At 69.4% G+C, this 14,348-nt stretch carries 12 protein-coding genes and 1 pseudogene; 7 read left to right on the top strand and 6 right to left on the bottom strand.

The window, feature by feature from the left end:
* Complete coding sequence (locus SSP24_RS25915; RefSeq protein ID WP_141312110.1) at nt 1-570, bottom strand: DUF4240 domain-containing protein; 570 nt, start codon at nt 568-570, stop codon at nt 1-3.
* A 130-nt stretch (nt 571-700) separates the two neighbouring features.
* Between SSP24_RS25915 and SSP24_RS43030 the strand changes: the two genes are divergently transcribed.
* Together SSP24_RS43030 and SSP24_RS25910 are read left to right on the top strand one after the other, a co-directional pair.
* Entirely contained in the window at nt 701-841 is a 141-nt protein-coding gene (locus tag SSP24_RS43030) for a hypothetical protein (protein ID WP_167529703.1), read from the top strand.
* A 48-nt stretch (nt 842-889) separates the two neighbouring features.
* Entirely contained in the window at nt 890-1,390 is a 501-nt protein-coding gene (locus SSP24_RS25910; protein ID WP_141312109.1) for a hypothetical protein, read from the top strand.
* On the opposite strand, the gene SSP24_RS25905 is transcribed toward SSP24_RS25910, so the two are convergent.
* Nucleotides 1,299-1,955: a DUF4240 domain-containing protein gene (locus tag SSP24_RS25905; RefSeq protein ID WP_141312108.1), complete on the bottom strand. Its 657-nt coding sequence runs from the start codon at nt 1,953-1,955 to the stop codon at nt 1,299-1,301. The two genes, SSP24_RS25910 and SSP24_RS25905, sit on opposite strands and share 92 nt — an antisense overlap.
* A 54-nt stretch (nt 1,956-2,009) precedes the next feature.
* Here SSP24_RS25905 and SSP24_RS44290 point away from each other — a divergent pair.
* Nucleotides 2,010-2,141 (top strand): annotated as a pseudogene (locus SSP24_RS44290) (thiamine biosynthesis protein ThiC); the annotation flags it as partial.
* Nucleotides 2,142-2,286: 145 nt separating this feature from the next.
* Here the strand turns inward: SSP24_RS44290 and SSP24_RS25900 are convergent.
* The 3 genes from SSP24_RS25900 to SSP24_RS25890 all read right to left on the bottom strand — a co-directional run bounded on the left by SSP24_RS25900 (nt 2,287) and on the right by SSP24_RS25890 (nt 5,871).
* Nucleotides 2,287-3,153: a hypothetical protein gene (locus SSP24_RS25900; protein ID WP_141312107.1), complete on the bottom strand. Its 867-nt coding sequence runs from the start codon at nt 3,151-3,153 to the stop codon at nt 2,287-2,289.
* 193 nt (nt 3,154-3,346) lie between these two features.
* Nucleotides 3,347-4,450, bottom strand: a complete 1,104-nt coding sequence (locus tag SSP24_RS25895; protein WP_244951800.1) for a metallophosphoesterase — start codon at nt 4,448-4,450, stop codon at nt 3,347-3,349.
* Nucleotides 4,451-4,764: 314 nt separating this feature from the next.
* Nucleotides 4,765-5,871: a LacI family DNA-binding transcriptional regulator gene (locus tag SSP24_RS25890; protein ID WP_141312105.1), complete on the bottom strand. Its 1,107-nt coding sequence runs from the start codon at nt 5,869-5,871 to the stop codon at nt 4,765-4,767.
* A gap of 431 nt (nt 5,872-6,302) precedes the next feature.
* On the opposite strand from SSP24_RS25890, the gene hisC reads away from it, so the two are divergent.
* Nucleotides 6,303-7,382, top strand: coding sequence for a histidinol-phosphate transaminase (gene hisC / locus SSP24_RS25885; RefSeq protein ID WP_141312104.1), 1,080 nt, complete (start codon nt 6,303-6,305; stop codon nt 7,380-7,382).
* 72 nt (nt 7,383-7,454) lie between these two features.
* On the opposite strand, the gene SSP24_RS25880 is transcribed toward hisC, so the two are convergent.
* Nucleotides 7,455-7,844 carry a cyclophilin-like fold protein gene (locus tag SSP24_RS25880; RefSeq protein WP_141312103.1) on the bottom strand — a complete coding sequence of 130 codons (390 nt, stop codon included), beginning with the start codon at nt 7,842-7,844 and terminating at the stop codon, nt 7,455-7,457.
* A gap of 200 nt (nt 7,845-8,044) precedes the next feature.
* Here SSP24_RS25880 and SSP24_RS25875 point away from each other — a divergent pair, with 200 nt between their 5' ends.
* From SSP24_RS25875 to cydD, 3 genes are read left to right on the top strand one after another with little or no spacing between them, the layout of a single operon-like run.
* The gene (locus tag SSP24_RS25875; RefSeq protein WP_141312102.1) at nt 8,045-9,550 is read left to right on the top strand and encodes a cytochrome ubiquinol oxidase subunit I; all 1,506 of its coding nucleotides are present in this window, start codon (nt 8,045-8,047) and stop codon (nt 9,548-9,550) included.
* Nucleotides 9,551-9,570: 20 nt separating this feature from the next.
* Entirely contained in the window at nt 9,571-10,575 is a 1,005-nt protein-coding gene (gene cydB / locus SSP24_RS25870) for a cytochrome d ubiquinol oxidase subunit II (RefSeq protein ID WP_141312101.1), read from the top strand.
* A 51-nt stretch (nt 10,576-10,626) separates the two neighbouring features.
* Nucleotides 10,627-14,274: a thiol reductant ABC exporter subunit CydD gene (cydD, locus tag SSP24_RS25865; protein ID WP_141312100.1), complete on the top strand. Its 3,648-nt coding sequence runs from the start codon at nt 10,627-10,629 to the stop codon at nt 14,272-14,274.
* Nucleotides 14,275-14,348: the final 74 nt, after the last annotated feature.

Raw genomic sequence — 14,348 nt, 5'->3', positions numbered from 1 at the left:
CTAGTCGTCGGCTCCGAGGTATAGCCTTGCCAGACGGGGCAGTCGCCGATGCATCTCATCCGCGTCGTCGAAGTCGAAGTCTTCCCCCATGTCCGCTGCGTCGCTGTCCTGCTCATCAGATGTCCGGTACTCAGCCCAGGCCTCGTAGAAGGCATCCGGGTTTCCTGTAAGGCGTTCAAATGCGCCGCTGGCGGCGTAGTTCACGTCTTCGTAGAAGAGCACCTCGTCGCGGTGGGTACTTACAGCTTCAATGACGGTGGGGTGCCCGGCGAGGCTGTCCGGATCCAGAGCCGTGCGCTCGTACCAGTCCCGCCCGAGTGCGATTACTCCCGCTCGGAAGTCCACGAAACTGTCGTCGGAGCAGCCGCCGCCGATGAGGTATGCCGCCGCCCAGACATCCCAGCGGTACAGAGCGTCATGTACCTCATCGAACCGCTCGGCATACTCAAGGATCTCCTGGGAAGGGCAACCGGCGAGGAGCTCCACCAGCGCCTGGTCGAAGAGCCCGCCGGAGGCGCCGGCCGCAGAACGTGCGGATTCGATGATGTTCCAGAACCGGTCAATGTTCATGATGCTGCACTGTGCCACCCCGGTACGACAATGGGACGACGCTCGGTAGAGCTCTGTTCTATCCACGCAGCCCGGTGATTTGCGTGCATCCCTTGCGGGTGCGGCTGAGTCCGGAGTGAAGTCGTCCTCGATGAAGATCAGCAGAAGCATCACAGAGCAGTTCGGCGGCGAGGCGGACGCCACTCCGGAGGAGATCGAGGCCGGGATGCTGGAGAAGTCCAAGGAGTTCGCGGCTTCCGGCAACCGTGTCTACCTGCCGCTGGCGCACTGACCGCAGGACCGAGCCGTGTGCTTGTGGCTGTTTCGCCATCCTGGGCAGATGACGTACAGCGATGCCGACCTGAACGCCCTCCTTCACCGCCTGGACGATCCAGAGCTGGTGGAGCATCCACCTGGCTACGACCACGCGGCGACGCGCGCGCTGTTCGATCAACTGGTAGCCAGGCTGGACGCCGACTTCAACACCCGATGCACAGCCGATCGCCAGGTGCAGGACGCGAGCCTGCACGCCAGGGTCGAAGTGCCGGCGGAGGCCACAGCACGCGGGGAGCGGATCGTCGTCTTGGTCAGCAACTTCGGATCGATGGCAGTCGTAGCCGCAGAGAACCCGGGCGTCTACTCCGATGCCGATGAGGCGGTGGAGGCAGGCGCGCTCGACGTCACCGACCTGCGCAGAGTCGAGCGTGCTCTCACGGACCTGGGCTACGTGCCGATCCCCGAGCGCCTGCTCACCCGTCCGTACGACGGACTGAGTCCCCTGGCCACGTACCGCCCCGGGGACCGAGTCGATTGGTGGATTCGGTACTTCGACTACATCTAGCCGCTCGGTCCGAGATGGAGCCGCGCGAGGCGGGGAGCCGCCGGTGCATCTCCTCGGCGTCGTCGAAGTCGAAGTCTTCGCCCATGTCCGCTTCCGCGCGTCCCTCTTCATCAGCGGGCAGGTACCCGGCCCAGGCTTCGTAGAAGGCATCCGGGTCGCCGGTGAGGCGTTCGAAGGCGCTGGAAGCCGTGTAGTTCATGGCTTCGTAGAACAGGGCCTCGTCGTGGTGAGCCGACGTCGCCACCACCACGGCAGGATGCTCGGCAAGGCTGTCCGGCTCTGCGGTGGTGCGCTCGTACCACTCGCGGCCGAGGGCGATCACCCCCGCTCGGAAGTCGATGAAGCCGTCGTCGGAGCAACCACCGCCTATGAGGTACGCGGCGGCCCAGACGTCCCACCGGTACAGGCCGTCATGCACCTCGTCGAACCTCGCGGCGTACGCAAGGATCTCCTGGGGCTGGCGGTCGGCGAGCAGGCTCACCAGCACCTCGTCGAGCGGCTTGCCGACGGTGGCCGCGGAAGAACGCGCGGATTCGATGAGCTGCCAGAACCGGTCGATGTCCATGGCCGGCACCATGCCATCCCGGTATGGCACTGCCTGTGAGGGATCATCCTTCGCTCGATGAAGATCTCCCAGGACATCCGCCGCGAACACGGCGGTAGCCAGGCAGAGATCGAGCAGGGCATGGCTCAGAAGTCCAAGGAGTTCGCGGCGGCCGGTAACCGGGTGTATCTGCCGATCGCGGACTGAGCCGAGACGACTCGACGGGGGCGCGAAGGTCGCGTCGCCGAGGCCACGCGGCCCCGTCGTCGTCTCGGAGCAGCCCGCACACGACAGCGCACCGATACCGCCGGATCGACGGCTTGCGCACCCGGGTGGGGGCGCAAGCCGCAGGTCATTCCGGCTTGTGGTCCGGGCCTCCGAAGTCCGGGCTGGTGTAGTCCGGGCTGGTGAAGCTCGGGCGTGCGCCCGACGGGCCGTCACCGGGGCTGGTGAAGCCCGGGCGGTCGTAGCCCAGGTGCGGCATACGACTGGTCGGGATCGTCGGAGCCGTACGGTGCAGTGCGGCCGGACCTGGGGCGGTGAGCGCCTCCCGGAGGAACGGCAGGATGCCGTTCTCCAGCAGGGCCTGGCGCCAGGCCTCCCTGGCCCTGGCCACCTCGCCGCCGAGTTCGCCGTACGGCCCGGATTCGCGCGCGGGCCGGTTGCGCAGTGCGGTGAGCAGCAGACCCACGGCGGCGAGCAGGATCGCGACCGCGGTCACGGCGCCGAACACCCATCCGGTGGTGACCATGGTCTGGGCGATGCCCGGCTCGGGGTCGAGCATCTTCAGGGTGTAGCCGACGAGCAGGAAGATCACCGCGGCCGTGCCGGCCAGGACCGGCGCCAGGACCGCGAGGATGGCGACGGCGCCCGCGCCGACGGTCTCGGCGGCGGCCTCTCCCATGGTGGTGGCGAGCCCCACGGCGCCCGTGCCCGGCTCGGTGGAACCGGACTCGCGGGCGGTCGACGGGGTGGACGGCGCCGGGCGGCGCAGTTCCTCGCGGACCTTGACGTAGTACTGGTACTCGGTCGCCGCGGCCGCCGTGATGAGTGCGGTGGCGTTGAGCGCCATGGTGCGCAGTTGTTCGGGGTTGAGCCGCTGTCCCACAGCGGCCAGTTCCGGTCGGTGGTGTGCGGAGCGCAGCGCCTCATCGAGGAGCCGCTCGTATTCCTGGCGGTCCTCGCTCAACAGGTGCTGCGGAACGCTGTTCATGTGCATCCCCCGATGCTCCGTAGGGCTTGGGGCTCGCACGCTGACGAGCCGTCGGGCAGAAACGGAGGGGAGCCTGCTACGGATAAGGCGATGGTAGAGCGGTGACGGTGCGCCGTGACAGGGGGTTTGAAGAAATTGACCCCTGGCCTGCGCCGTCGTGCGCCGGTCCGCCGTCGGGATACGCCTGCCCCGGGAACGCTCAGATATCCAGGGGAAGTTGCTGGACCAGTAGCTTTCCGGCCATGGTCACCCCACCGTCCATGGCGATGGCGAGGCCCTCGGCGTAGACGTGCGGTCCCTCGACGGCCGGGCCGCTGCCGTCCTCGCCGTCCTCGGAGCCGACCTCGCCGAGCAGGTAGGGAATGGGGCTGTGGCCGTGAACGATACGGGTGCCGCCGTACGTATCGAGCAGTGAGCGTACGGCGTCGGCGCCGCCCTCGTCGCGGAAGGAGAAGCGCTTGGTGAACTTGCGGAACAGGTCCCAGACCTCGTCCGCGTCATTACGGGTGAGGGCCTCGCGGACGTTGTCGTTGACGGCCTCGATGGAGTCGCCGTAGTCGAGATAGGCGGTGGTGTCCGAGTGGACGAGCAGATGGCCGTCGATCTCGACGAGCGCGTCGAGGCGGGCCATCCACTGCAGATGGTGGTCCTGGAGCCGGTCCATGTCGGTCTTCTGCCCGCCGTTGAGCAGCCAGGCGGCCTGGAAGGTGGCGGTGCCCGCGCCGGAGTTGACGGGCGTGTCGCCGAACCGCTTGGCGCCGAGCAGGAGCAGTTCGTGGTTGCCCATCAGGGCCTTGCAGTAGCCGCCGGCCGCGGCGGCCTCGGCGGACAGCCGCATCACGAGGTCGATCACGCCGATGCCGTCCGGGCCGCGGTCGGTGAAGTCGCCCAGGAACCACAGCCGGGTGGTCCCCGCAGACCACTGGCCGGCGGTGTCGATGAGGCCCTTCTCCTGCAGCGCGGCCACCAACTCGTCGAGATAGCCGTGTACGTCGCCCACGACGTACAGGGGCCCGGGGCCGGTGGTGGGCTGCGGCTGCGGGGCCGGCACGGCCAGCGGATCGACGGTCACCTGAACCGTGTCACCCCGGTTGATGACGGGCAGGTCGCGCTCCGTGGGCGTGTACTCCTGCGGGTAGTCCACCGGCTCGGCGACGGGGCTCACGACGTCGCCGGGGTGCGCGCTGTGGACGTACGGACCGGTCTCGTGGACGTAAGCGGGCACCCGGAAGTCGCGCAGCGTCGCCGTCCGCTCCACCTCGGGTCCCTGACCGGCCCCCTGAGTCATCGACCCCTCCACCATCGCGCCGCATCTGCACCGCATCGGACTGCCTGGTCGCAGCGGCCCGCGGTGTCGTGGGCCCATCATAGGAATGCGGATCGCGCCATGTGATGACCCAGGGGTAGTGAATCGGGCGGGACTCCGGTTCACCGCGGCTTTCGCCCCGATTGGGCCGGGCTTTCACCGGCCCGATGAGCGTGCCGCGTCACCCCTGTGTGGTGCTTCAGCCCTATGGTCTGTCGTTTGGATCATGCCGACGTCGCGGAGTCTGGCACGCGCTCGGGTCGGCTGAAAGGCGTGGTTTCTCTCAGCCGACCTGATCCGAACGACAGGTCCTAGTCGGGCGTCCGCGGTGGGCTGACCGTGGTGCGCGGGGAGCGCCGCTGCGACGAGGTGCGCACGATCAGCTCGGTAGGTATGACCTGCTCGACCGGCCGGTCCGACTCGACGCCCTCGATGGCGTCGATGAGCAGCTGGACCACGGCCGTGCCGATCCGGCGCGGCTTCAGGGAAAGCGTGGTGATGGGCGGCTCGGTGTTGGCGTAAACGGTCGACTCGCTGCAGCAGACCAGCAGCAGATCGTCCGGTACGCGCAGCCCGTAGCGACGGGCGGCGGCGAGCAGGTCGGTGCCGTTCGGGTCGAACAGGCCGTAGACGGCGTCCGGCCGGTCGGGTCGGGCGAGCAGGCGGTCGGCGGCGACGGCGCCCGCGCAGGGATCGTGCGCCGGGTACGCCTCGTAGACCGGGTCCTGGCCGACACGTTCGCACCAGCGCAGGTACGCCGTGGTGGACAGGTGTGTGTAGGTGTCGGTCGTGGTCCCGGTCAGCAGGCCGATCCGGCGGGCGCCGGCGTCGGCGAGGTGGTCGAGGATGCCGAGCACCGCGGCCTCGTGGTCGTTGTCGACCCAGGCCGTGACCGGGAGCGCGCCGGCCGGGCGGCCGTCGGAGACGACCGGTAAACCTTGCCTGACCAGTTCGCTGACGACTGGATCGTGGTCGGAGGGGTCGATGACAACGGTGCCGTCGAGGGCGACGTTCGACCACACGTCGTGGCGGGAGGTCGCGGGCAGGATGACGAGGGCGTAGCCGCGGGCGAGCGCGGCCGAGGTGGCGGCGCGGGCCATCTCGGCGAAGTACGCGAACTCCGTGAAGGTGAAAGGTTCATCCCCGTACGTCGTCACGGTCAGGCCGATCAGTCCGGACTTGCCGGTACGGAGCGTTCGGGCCGCGGCCGACGGGCGGTAGCCCAGCCGGTCGGCGACCTCACGGACATGGCGTCGGGTGGCGTCCGGGAGCCGGCCCTTGCCGTTGAGTGCGTCGGAGACGGTCGTGATGGAGACCCCGGCGGCGGCGGCCACATCTCTGATGCCCGCCCGGCCCGGCCGACTGCCTCGACGAGAGGTTTCCGCGCGGCTCACCTGGTGCTTCCCTGCTGCTGTCATGGCGAGCCGATAGTAGGGCTCATGCGGTGGGGTAGTGCGGACGCATATGCACCCGTTGACAGGCACGTTTCTGCAAGGTCAAAGGGTGTCAAATGCCTTGGATAACAAGGGAGTTGCAGCCCTCTGGCGCAGTACGTGGCTTGTCGGCGCGCACGAGCCTGCCAAGACCCCGATGTTTCGAAGAGGTCTCAACTCACCTGACCGGGGGATGCGCGCTACGGCGTGAGCCACCGGCGCGTAGATATATGTGTGGCGCGCCCCCCGATTCGTGCGCCTTCATGCGGTGATGCCCATGATGCTGATGAGACTGATGGGGTCTGGCTGATGGGGTCTGTCCCACCCATACGCAGTGGCGCCGAATCCTCATAAGGTGAGAAGCATTGGAAGCCGGCGGCGGTCAGGGGCCGCCGGTGGTCGCGAGGAGGACTGCGGTGAGCGAGACGAGCCCCAAGCTGCGCGCGGAGTTGGAGGGAATCCCCACCTACAAGCCGGGCCGGCCGGCCGCGGCCGACCGGCCGGTCGCCTACAAGCTGTCCTCCAACGAGAACCCCTATCCGCCGCTGCCCGGCGTGATGGAGACCGTGACGGCCGCCGCCTCGTCCTTCAACCGCTACCCGGACATGTTCTGCACGGACCTGGTGAACGAGCTGTCCGACCGTTTCGGCGTCCCCGCGTCCCATCTGGCCACCGGCACCGGCTCGGTCGGGGTCGCCCAGCAGCTGGTGCAGTCCACGAGCGGGCCCGGCGACGAGGTGATCTACGCCTGGCGCTCCTTCGAGGCGTACCCGATCATCACGCAGATCAGTGGTGCCACGTCCGTGCGGGTGCCGCTGACGCCGGGGGCCGTGCACGACCTGGACGCGATGGCGGACGCGATCACGGACCGGACGCGGCTGATCTTCGTCTGCAACCCCAACAACCCCACCGGCACGGCCGTACGGCGGGCCGAACTGGAGCGCTTCCTGGACCGGGTGCCGGGTGATGTGCTGGTCGTGCTCGACGAGGCGTACCGCGAGTTCATCCGCGATCCCGAGGTGCCGGACGGCTGCGAGCTGTACCGCGAGCGGCCCAACGTCTGTGTCTTGCGGACGTTTTCGAAGGCGTACGGCTTGGCCGGTCTGCGCGTCGGGTTTGCCATCGCGCACGAGCCCGTGGCGGATGCGCTGCGCAAGACGGCGGTGCCCTTCGGGGTGAGCCGGCTGGCGCAGGAGGCGGCGATCGCCTCACTGCGCGCCGAGGACGAGCTGCTCGGCCGGGTCGGGTCGCTGGTGTGTGAGCGCAACCGCGTGGTCGACGGGCTGCGTGAGCAGGGCTGGACGGTCCCCGAGACCCAGGCCAACTTCGTCTGGCTGCCGCTGGGGGAGCGCACGGTCGCCTTCGCGGCGGCGTGCGAGCAGGCGGGGGTCATCGTGCGGCCGTTCCCGGGCGAGGGTGTGCGCGTGACAATCGGGGAGGCCGAAGGGAACGACATCTTCCTGAAGGTGACGGAAGGGTTCCGGAAGGAGCTCTGAGGCAGGGCGAGGCGGCGACCGCGGCGACGCAGTCAAGGGCGGTCGCCCGGTCCCTGGGAATCATGCCCGCGCTCAGGCGTCCACGACCTCCACCCGGATCGGGTCGCCGTCGTGGACCGACGCCAGGAGGCGGGGATCGCCGTCGACGCGGCCGAGGATGTTGCACGGGCCGGCGAGGCGGCACTCGTCGCCTCGGGAGACGGGCGTGGGCCCGTAGGGGAGCGCGAGGGCGTCGCCGTCGGTCCAGAAGGCCACCGTGCCGGGCTCGACGACCTGCCGTGCGTCCGTTTCACGTGAAACGGCGACGCCCGTGTCGAAGTAGACCTCCTCGCCCCAGGTGCGTGCGGTGGAGGCGAGCGGCAGCGCCTTGATGAGGGCCTGCGTGGTCGGGGTGTCGTGGAGGCTCGCGGTGAGGTGACCCGCGGGCCAGGAGATCCGGATCTGTGTCGGCTGCGTCTGCATAGCGGTGATTCAACAATATGTTGAAGTTACTGCCAAGGGTTGACGCAAGTAACAGGACCCCCCTTGGGGTGTCGAGAATCTGTGCGTCATAATGGCTTGTGAATGTGAACGCGTTCACAAGCGACCCCGGTTTCCCTGGGATCTGTTGGGCAAAAGGGGCAAACTGCCGCAGTGTCCACGGCGATGTAAGGAGAGACGACGTGGAATTGGCTTTGGCGCCGGAGACTCTGGCGCGATGGCAGTTCGGCATCACCACCGTCTATCACTTCCTGTTCGTCCCCCTGACGATCTCGCTCGCCGCCCTCACGGCCGGCCTGCAGACCGCCTGGGTGCGCACCGAGAAGGAGAAGTACCTCAGGGCGACCAAGTTCTGGGGCAAGCTCTTCCTGATCAACATCGCCATGGGTGTCGTCACCGGCATCGTGCAGGAGTTCCAGTTCGGCATGAACTGGTCCGACTACTCGCGCTTCGTCGGTGATGTCTTCGGCGCGCCCCTGGCCTTCGAGGCCCTCATCGCCTTCTTCTTCGAGTCCACCTTCATCGGCCTGTGGATCTTCGGCTGGGACAAGCTGCCGAAGAAGATCCACCTGGCCTGCATATGGATGGTCTCGATCGGCACGCTGCTGTCGGCGTACTTCATCCTCGCCGCGAACTCGTGGATGCAGCACCCGGTCGGCTACCGGATCAACGAAGAGAAGGGGCGGGCCGAGCTCACCGACTTCTGGGCCGTGCTGACCCAGAACACCACGCTCAACCAGGTCTTCCACAGCTTCTCCGCGGCCTTCCTGACGGGCGGCGCCTTCATGGTGGGCATCGCCGCCTTCCACCTGATGCGCAAGAAGCACATCCCGGTGATGCGGACGTCCCTCCGACTCGGCCTGGTCACCGTGGCGGTCGGCGGCCTGCTCACCGCGGTCAGCGGAGACACCCTCGGCAAGGTCATGTACGAGCAGCAGCCGATGAAGATGGCCGCGGCCGAGGCACTGTGGGACGGCGAGAAGCCGGCGCCCTTCTCGGTGTTCGCGTACGGGGACGTCGACAAGGGGCACAACAAGGTGGCCCTGGAGATACCCGGCCTGCTCTCCTTCCTGGCCCACAGCGACTTCGAGTCGTACGTGCCGGGCATCAACGACACCAACAAGGCCCTTCAGGAGAAGTTCGGCCCCGGTGACTACAAGCCCGTCGTCCCCGTCGCCTACTGGGGCTTCCGCTGGATGATCGGCTTCGGTATGGCGTCGTTCTCCATCGGCCTGCTGGGGCTGTGGCTCACCCGGAAGAAGTTCCTGCTGCCGGCCGCGTACCGAACCGGGGAGGACGAGGTACCGCATGTGGTGCTGCTGAGGAAGCCGCTCCGGCCGCGGCTCACCCGCCTGTACTGGCTGGTGGCGCTCTGGACGATGGCCTTCCCGCTGATCGCCAACGCCTGGGGCTGGATCTTCACCGAGATGGGCCGTCAGCCGTGGGTGGTCTACGGCCTGTTCCAGACCCGCGACGCGGTCTCCCCCGGCGTCTCCCAGGCCGAGGTCCTCACGTCGATGATCGTCTTCACGACGCTCTACGCCATCCTCGCCGTGATCGAGGTCAAGCTGCTCGTGAAGTACGTCAAGGCCGGCCCGCCCGAGCTCACCGAGGCCGACCTGAACCCGCCCACGAAGATCGGCGGCGACGCGCGTGACGCCGACAAGCCGATGGCCTTCTCGTACTAGGCCGAGGGAGCTGCACAGTCATGGAACTGCACGACGTCTGGTTCGTCCTGATCGCCGTCCTGTGGACCGGCTACTTCTTCCTGGAGGGCTTCGACTTCGGGGTCGGTGTCCTCACCAAGCTGCTGGCCCGCAACCGGCCCGAGAAGCGAGTGCTGATCAACACGATCGGCCCGGTGTGGGACGGCAACGAGGTGTGGCTGCTGTCGGCCGGTGGCGCCACGTTCGCCGCCTTCCCCGAGTGGTACGCGACCCTCTTCTCGGGCTTCTACCTGCCGCTGCTGCTCATCCTGGTCTGCCTGATCGTCCGGGGCGTCGCCTTCGAGTACCGGGTCAAGCGGCCCGAGGAGAACTGGCAGCGCAACTGGGAGCACGCGATCTTCTGGTGCTCACTGATCCCGGCGTTCATGTGGGGTGTGGCCTTCGGCAACATCGTCGGGGGCGTGAAGATCGACCGTAACTTCGAGTACGTCGGCACCCTCTGGGATCTGTTCAACCCGTACGCGCTGCTCGGTGGTCTGGTGACGCTGACGCTGTTCACCTTCCACGGCGCGGTGTTCACGGCACTCAAGACGGTCGGGGACATCCGGGAGCGGGCCCGCAAGCTGGCCTTCCAGGTCGGTCTTGTCACGGCCGCGCTGGCGGTGGTCTTCCTGCTCTGGACGCAGGTCGAGAGCGGGAACGGCAAGAGCCTGGTCGCCATGGTGGTGGCGGTGGCCGCGCTGGTCGTCGCGCTGATGGCGAACCAGGCGGGGCGCGAGGGCTGGTCGTTCGCGCTCTCCGGCGTCACCATCGTCGCCGCCGTCGCGATGCTCTTCCTGTCGCTGTTCCCGAACGTCATGCCGTCCTCGCTCGACGACGCCTGGAGCCTGACGGTCACCAACGCCTCGTCGAGCCCATACACCCTGAAGATCATGACCTGGTGCGCGGCGATCGCCACACCGATCGTCTTGCTCTACCAGTCCTGGACGTACTGGGTGTTCCGTAAGCGGATCGGTACGCAGCACATCGCCGAAGCCGCACATTGAGTCCGGCCGGGGTGTGTTTCACGTGAAACACACCCCACGGGACTGAAGGGCATGTTTCACGTGAAACCCATCGATCCGCGTCTCCTGCGCTACGCCCGCGCCACCCGCCTCTTCCTGGTGGCGGTTGTCGGCTTGGGCGCCATCGGCGCCGGACTGGTCATTGCCCAGGCCATGCTCATCGCCGAGACGGTCGTCGGCGCGTTCCAGCACGGGCTGTCCGTCGCCGAACTCCGCACTCCCCTAATGCTGTTGGTGGCCGTCGCCTGCGGCCGTGCGCTGGTCTCCTGGCTCACCGAACTCGCCGCGCACCGGGCCAGCGCGGCGGTGAAGTCGGAGCTTCGGGGACGGCTGTTGGAGCGTTCCGCGCAGCTGGGCCCCGGGTGGCTGAGCGGGCAACGCACCGGGTCGCTGGTCGCCCTCGCCACGCGCGGAATCGACGCCCTCGACGACTACTTCTCGCGCCATCTCCCGCAACTGGGGCTCGCGGTGGTCGTACCGGTGGCCGTGCTGGCGCGGATCGTCACCGAGGACTGGGTCTCCGCCGCCATCATCGTCGGCACCCTGCCGCTCATCCCGATCTTCATGGTGCTGATCGGCTGGGCCACCCAGTCCCGGATGGACCGTCAGTGGCGGCTCCTGTCCCGGCTGTCCGGGCACTTCCTGGACGTGGTCGCGGGGCTGCCGACCCTGAAGGTGTTCGGACGGGCCAAGGCGCAGGCCGAGTCGATCAAGCGGATCACCGGCGAATACCGGCAGGCGACGATGCGCACGCTGCGGATCGTGTTCTTGTCGTCGTTCGCGCTGGAGCTGCTGGCCACGATCTCGGTCGCGCTGGTCGCCGTGACCATCGGCATGCGGCTCGTGCACGGCGAGATGGACCTGTACGTCGGCCTGGTCATCCTGATCCTCGCGCCCGAGGCGTATCTGCCGCTGCGGCAGGTGGGTGCGCAGTACCACGCGGCGGCCGAGGGGCTCGCCGCGGCCGAGGAGATCTTCTCGGTCCTTCAGACGCCGGTGCCGGAGTCGGGGACCCGAACCCCACCGGCGGGTGCGCTGTCCTTCGAGGGCGTCACCGTCCGGTACCCCGGGCGGGCCATGGACGCCGTGTCCGACGTGACCTTCGACGTCGAGCCCGGGGAGACGGTCGCGCTCGTCGGGCCGAGCGGTGTGGGCAAGTCGACGCTGCTGAACGCGCTGCTGGGGTTTGTGCGACCGACCGAGGGCCGCGTGCGGATCGGGGGAGTGGATCTCGCCGAGGTCGATCTGGAGCAGTGGCGGGCCCGGATCGCCTGGGTGCCGCAGCGGCCGCACCTGTACGCCGGGACGATCGCCGAGAACGTACGGCTGGCCCGCCCCGACGCGGACGACGCCGCTGTACGCCGGGCGTTGGCGGACGCGGGAGCGCTCGCGTTCGTGGACGCCCTCCCGCAGGGCGTCGACACCGTGCTCGGCGAGGACGGTGCCGGACTGTCCGCAGGGCAGCGGCAGCGCCTCGCGCTGGCCCGGGCCTTCCTCGCGGACCGGCCCGTGCTGTTGCTCGACGAGCCGACGGCCGCGCTCGACGGGGAGACCGAGGCGGAAGTCGTCGCGGCGGTACGGCGGTTGGCGGCCGGGCGGACCGTGCTGCTGGTCGTGCACCGGCCGGCGCTGCTGGGCGTGGCGGACCGGGTGGTGCGGCTGGACGGGGCGGAATGGGGGGCGCGGCTCGACGGGGCGGAACAGGCGGCGGGGCTCGACGAGGCCGTCTCCCCCGCTCGCGTGGCCACCGGGCTGTCGCTGGAGGCCACTCGGCCGATCGAAACGGGCCTGGACCACCCCGAGGCCCTTCGCGGGAGGATCGAAACGGGCCTGGACCACCCCGAGACCCTTCGCGGGACGATCGAGACGGCCCCGGACTCCGAGCCCCTTCGGGACACGCACGAGGCCGCCCCCGCGACACGCGACGATGCCGGTGTCCTGGCCCGTGTCCGTGCCCTGTCCGGTGCCCGGCGCGGGCGGCTGGGTCTGGCTCTGCTGCTCGGCAGTCTCGCCCTCGGCAGTGCCGTCGGGCTCATGGCCACCTCCGGCTGGCTCATCTCGCGGGCCTCGCAGCAGCCGCCCGTGCTGTATCTGATGGTGGCCGTAACGGCGACGCGCGCCTTCGGGATCGGGCGGGCCGTGTTCCGGTACGCCGAGCGGCTCGTGTCGCACGACGCGGTGCTGCGGATGCTGGCCGACACCCGGGTGGCCGTCTACCGCCGACTGGAACGGCTGGCGCCGGCCGGGCTCCGCCAGGCCCGCCGGGGCGACCTGCTGTCGCGGCTCGTCGCCGATGTGGACGCCCTGCAGGACTACTGGCTCAGGTGGCTGCTGCCCGCCGGTGCCGCGGTCGCCGTCTCCACGGCCGCCGTCGGCTTCACCGGCTGGCTGCTGCCCGAGGCTGGCACGGTGCTCGCCGTCGGACTGCTCGCGGCCGGCGCCGGCGTCCCGCTGGTCACCGCCGCCGTGGCGCGGCGCGCGGAACGCAGGCTCGCCCCCGCCCGAGGGGTACTCGCGACGCGCGTGGCCGACCTGCTCACCGGCACCGCGGAACTCACCGTCGCCGGCGCCCTGCCCGCACGTACCGCCGAGACCCGGCAGGCCGACACCGCGCTCACCCGGATCGCCTCGCGCGCCGCCACCGCCACCGCGATCGGTGACGGGCTCACCGCGCTGATCTCCGGGCTGACTGTCACGGCCGCCGCGCTCGTGGGCGCCCAGGCGGTCGCCGCCGGACGGCTGAACGGCGTGGCGATGGCCGTCGTCGTGCTCACCCCGCTGGCCGCCTTCGAAGCCGTGCTCGGGATGCCGCTCGCCGTGCAGTTCCGGCAGCGGGTGCGCAAGAGCGCCGAGCGGGTGTACGAGGTGCTGGACGCCCCCGAGCCCGTACGCGAACCCGAGCGGCCGCGGCAGGCGCCCGCGTCGCCGTTCCCGATCGTCGTCAAGGGACTGACGGCCCGGCACGCCGGACAGGACCGGGACGCGCTCGCCGGGCTCGACCTGACGCTCGACAAGGGGCGCCGGATCGCCGTGGTCGGCCCGTCCGGGTCCGGCAAGACGACGCTCGCGCAGGTGCTGCTGCGCTTCCTGGACGCGGACGCCGGCTCGTACACGCTCGCCGGTGTGGACGCGTACGCCCTGGAGGGTGACGACGTACGGCGGCTGGTCGGGTTGTGTGCGCAGGACGCGCACCTCTTCGACAGTTCGGTGCGCGAGAACCTGCTGCTCGCCAGGAAGGACGCCACCGAGGACGAACTGCGCGCCGCGTTGCAGCGCGCCAGGCTGCTCGACTGGGCCGACGGCCTGCCCGAGGGGCTCGACACGCTGGTCGGCGAGCACGGGGCGCGGCTGTCCGGCGGGCAGCGACAGCGGCTGGCACTGGCCCGTGCGCTGCTGGCCGACTTCCCCGTCCTCGTCCTCGACGAGCCCGCCGAGCACCTCGACCTGCCGACGGCCGACGCGCTCACCGCGGACCTGCTGGCCGCCACCGAGGGCCGTACGACCCTGCTCATCACGCACCGGCTGGCCGGGCTGGAGGCCGTCGACGAGGTGATCGTGCTGGACGAGGGACGGGTGGTGCAGCGCGGACCGTACGCGGAGCTGGCCGTGGTGGAGGGCCCGTTGCGGGCCATGGCGGAACGGGAGGCCGAGGCGGAGCTGCTGATGTCCGCAGCGGCCTGAGGATGGTGCGGCAGGCGCCGTACTGACCAACGCCCCGTCAGACCACCGGGCACCGCCCCCTGTTCGGCCGTAGC

The organism is Streptomyces spinoverrucosus, assembly GCF_006539505.1.
In the GTDB taxonomy this organism is placed as follows: domain Bacteria; phylum Actinomycetota; class Actinomycetes; order Streptomycetales; family Streptomycetaceae; genus Streptomyces; species Streptomyces spinoverrucosus.
This window is presented reverse-complemented; position numbering and strand designations above follow the sequence as displayed.

Coding starts and splice junctions, on each gene's coding strand:
- SSP24_RS25915 (WP_141312110.1), bottom strand. CDS start 570: ATGAACATTGACCGGTTCTGGAACATCATCGAATCCGCACGTTCTGCG.
- SSP24_RS43030 (WP_167529703.1), top strand. CDS start 701: ATGAAGATCAGCAGAAGCATCACAGAGCAGTTCGGCGGCGAGGCGGAC.
- SSP24_RS25910 (WP_141312109.1), top strand. CDS start 890: ATGACGTACAGCGATGCCGACCTGAACGCCCTCCTTCACCGCCTGGAC.
- SSP24_RS25905 (WP_141312108.1), bottom strand. CDS start 1,955: ATGGACATCGACCGGTTCTGGCAGCTCATCGAATCCGCGCGTTCTTCC.
- SSP24_RS25900 (WP_141312107.1), bottom strand. CDS start 3,153: ATGCACATGAACAGCGTTCCGCAGCACCTGTTGAGCGAGGACCGCCAG.
- SSP24_RS25895 (WP_244951800.1), bottom strand. CDS start 4,450: ATGGTGGAGGGGTCGATGACTCAGGGGGCCGGTCAGGGACCCGAGGTG.
- SSP24_RS25890 (WP_141312105.1), bottom strand. CDS start 5,871: ATGACAGCAGCAGGGAAGCACCAGGTGAGCCGCGCGGAAACCTCTCGT.
- SSP24_RS25880 (WP_141312103.1), bottom strand. CDS start 7,844: ATGCAGACGCAGCCGACACAGATCCGGATCTCCTGGCCCGCGGGTCAC.
- cydB (WP_141312101.1), top strand. CDS start 9,571: ATGGAACTGCACGACGTCTGGTTCGTCCTGATCGCCGTCCTGTGGACC.
- cydD (WP_141312100.1), top strand. CDS start 10,627: ATGTTTCACGTGAAACCCATCGATCCGCGTCTCCTGCGCTACGCCCGC.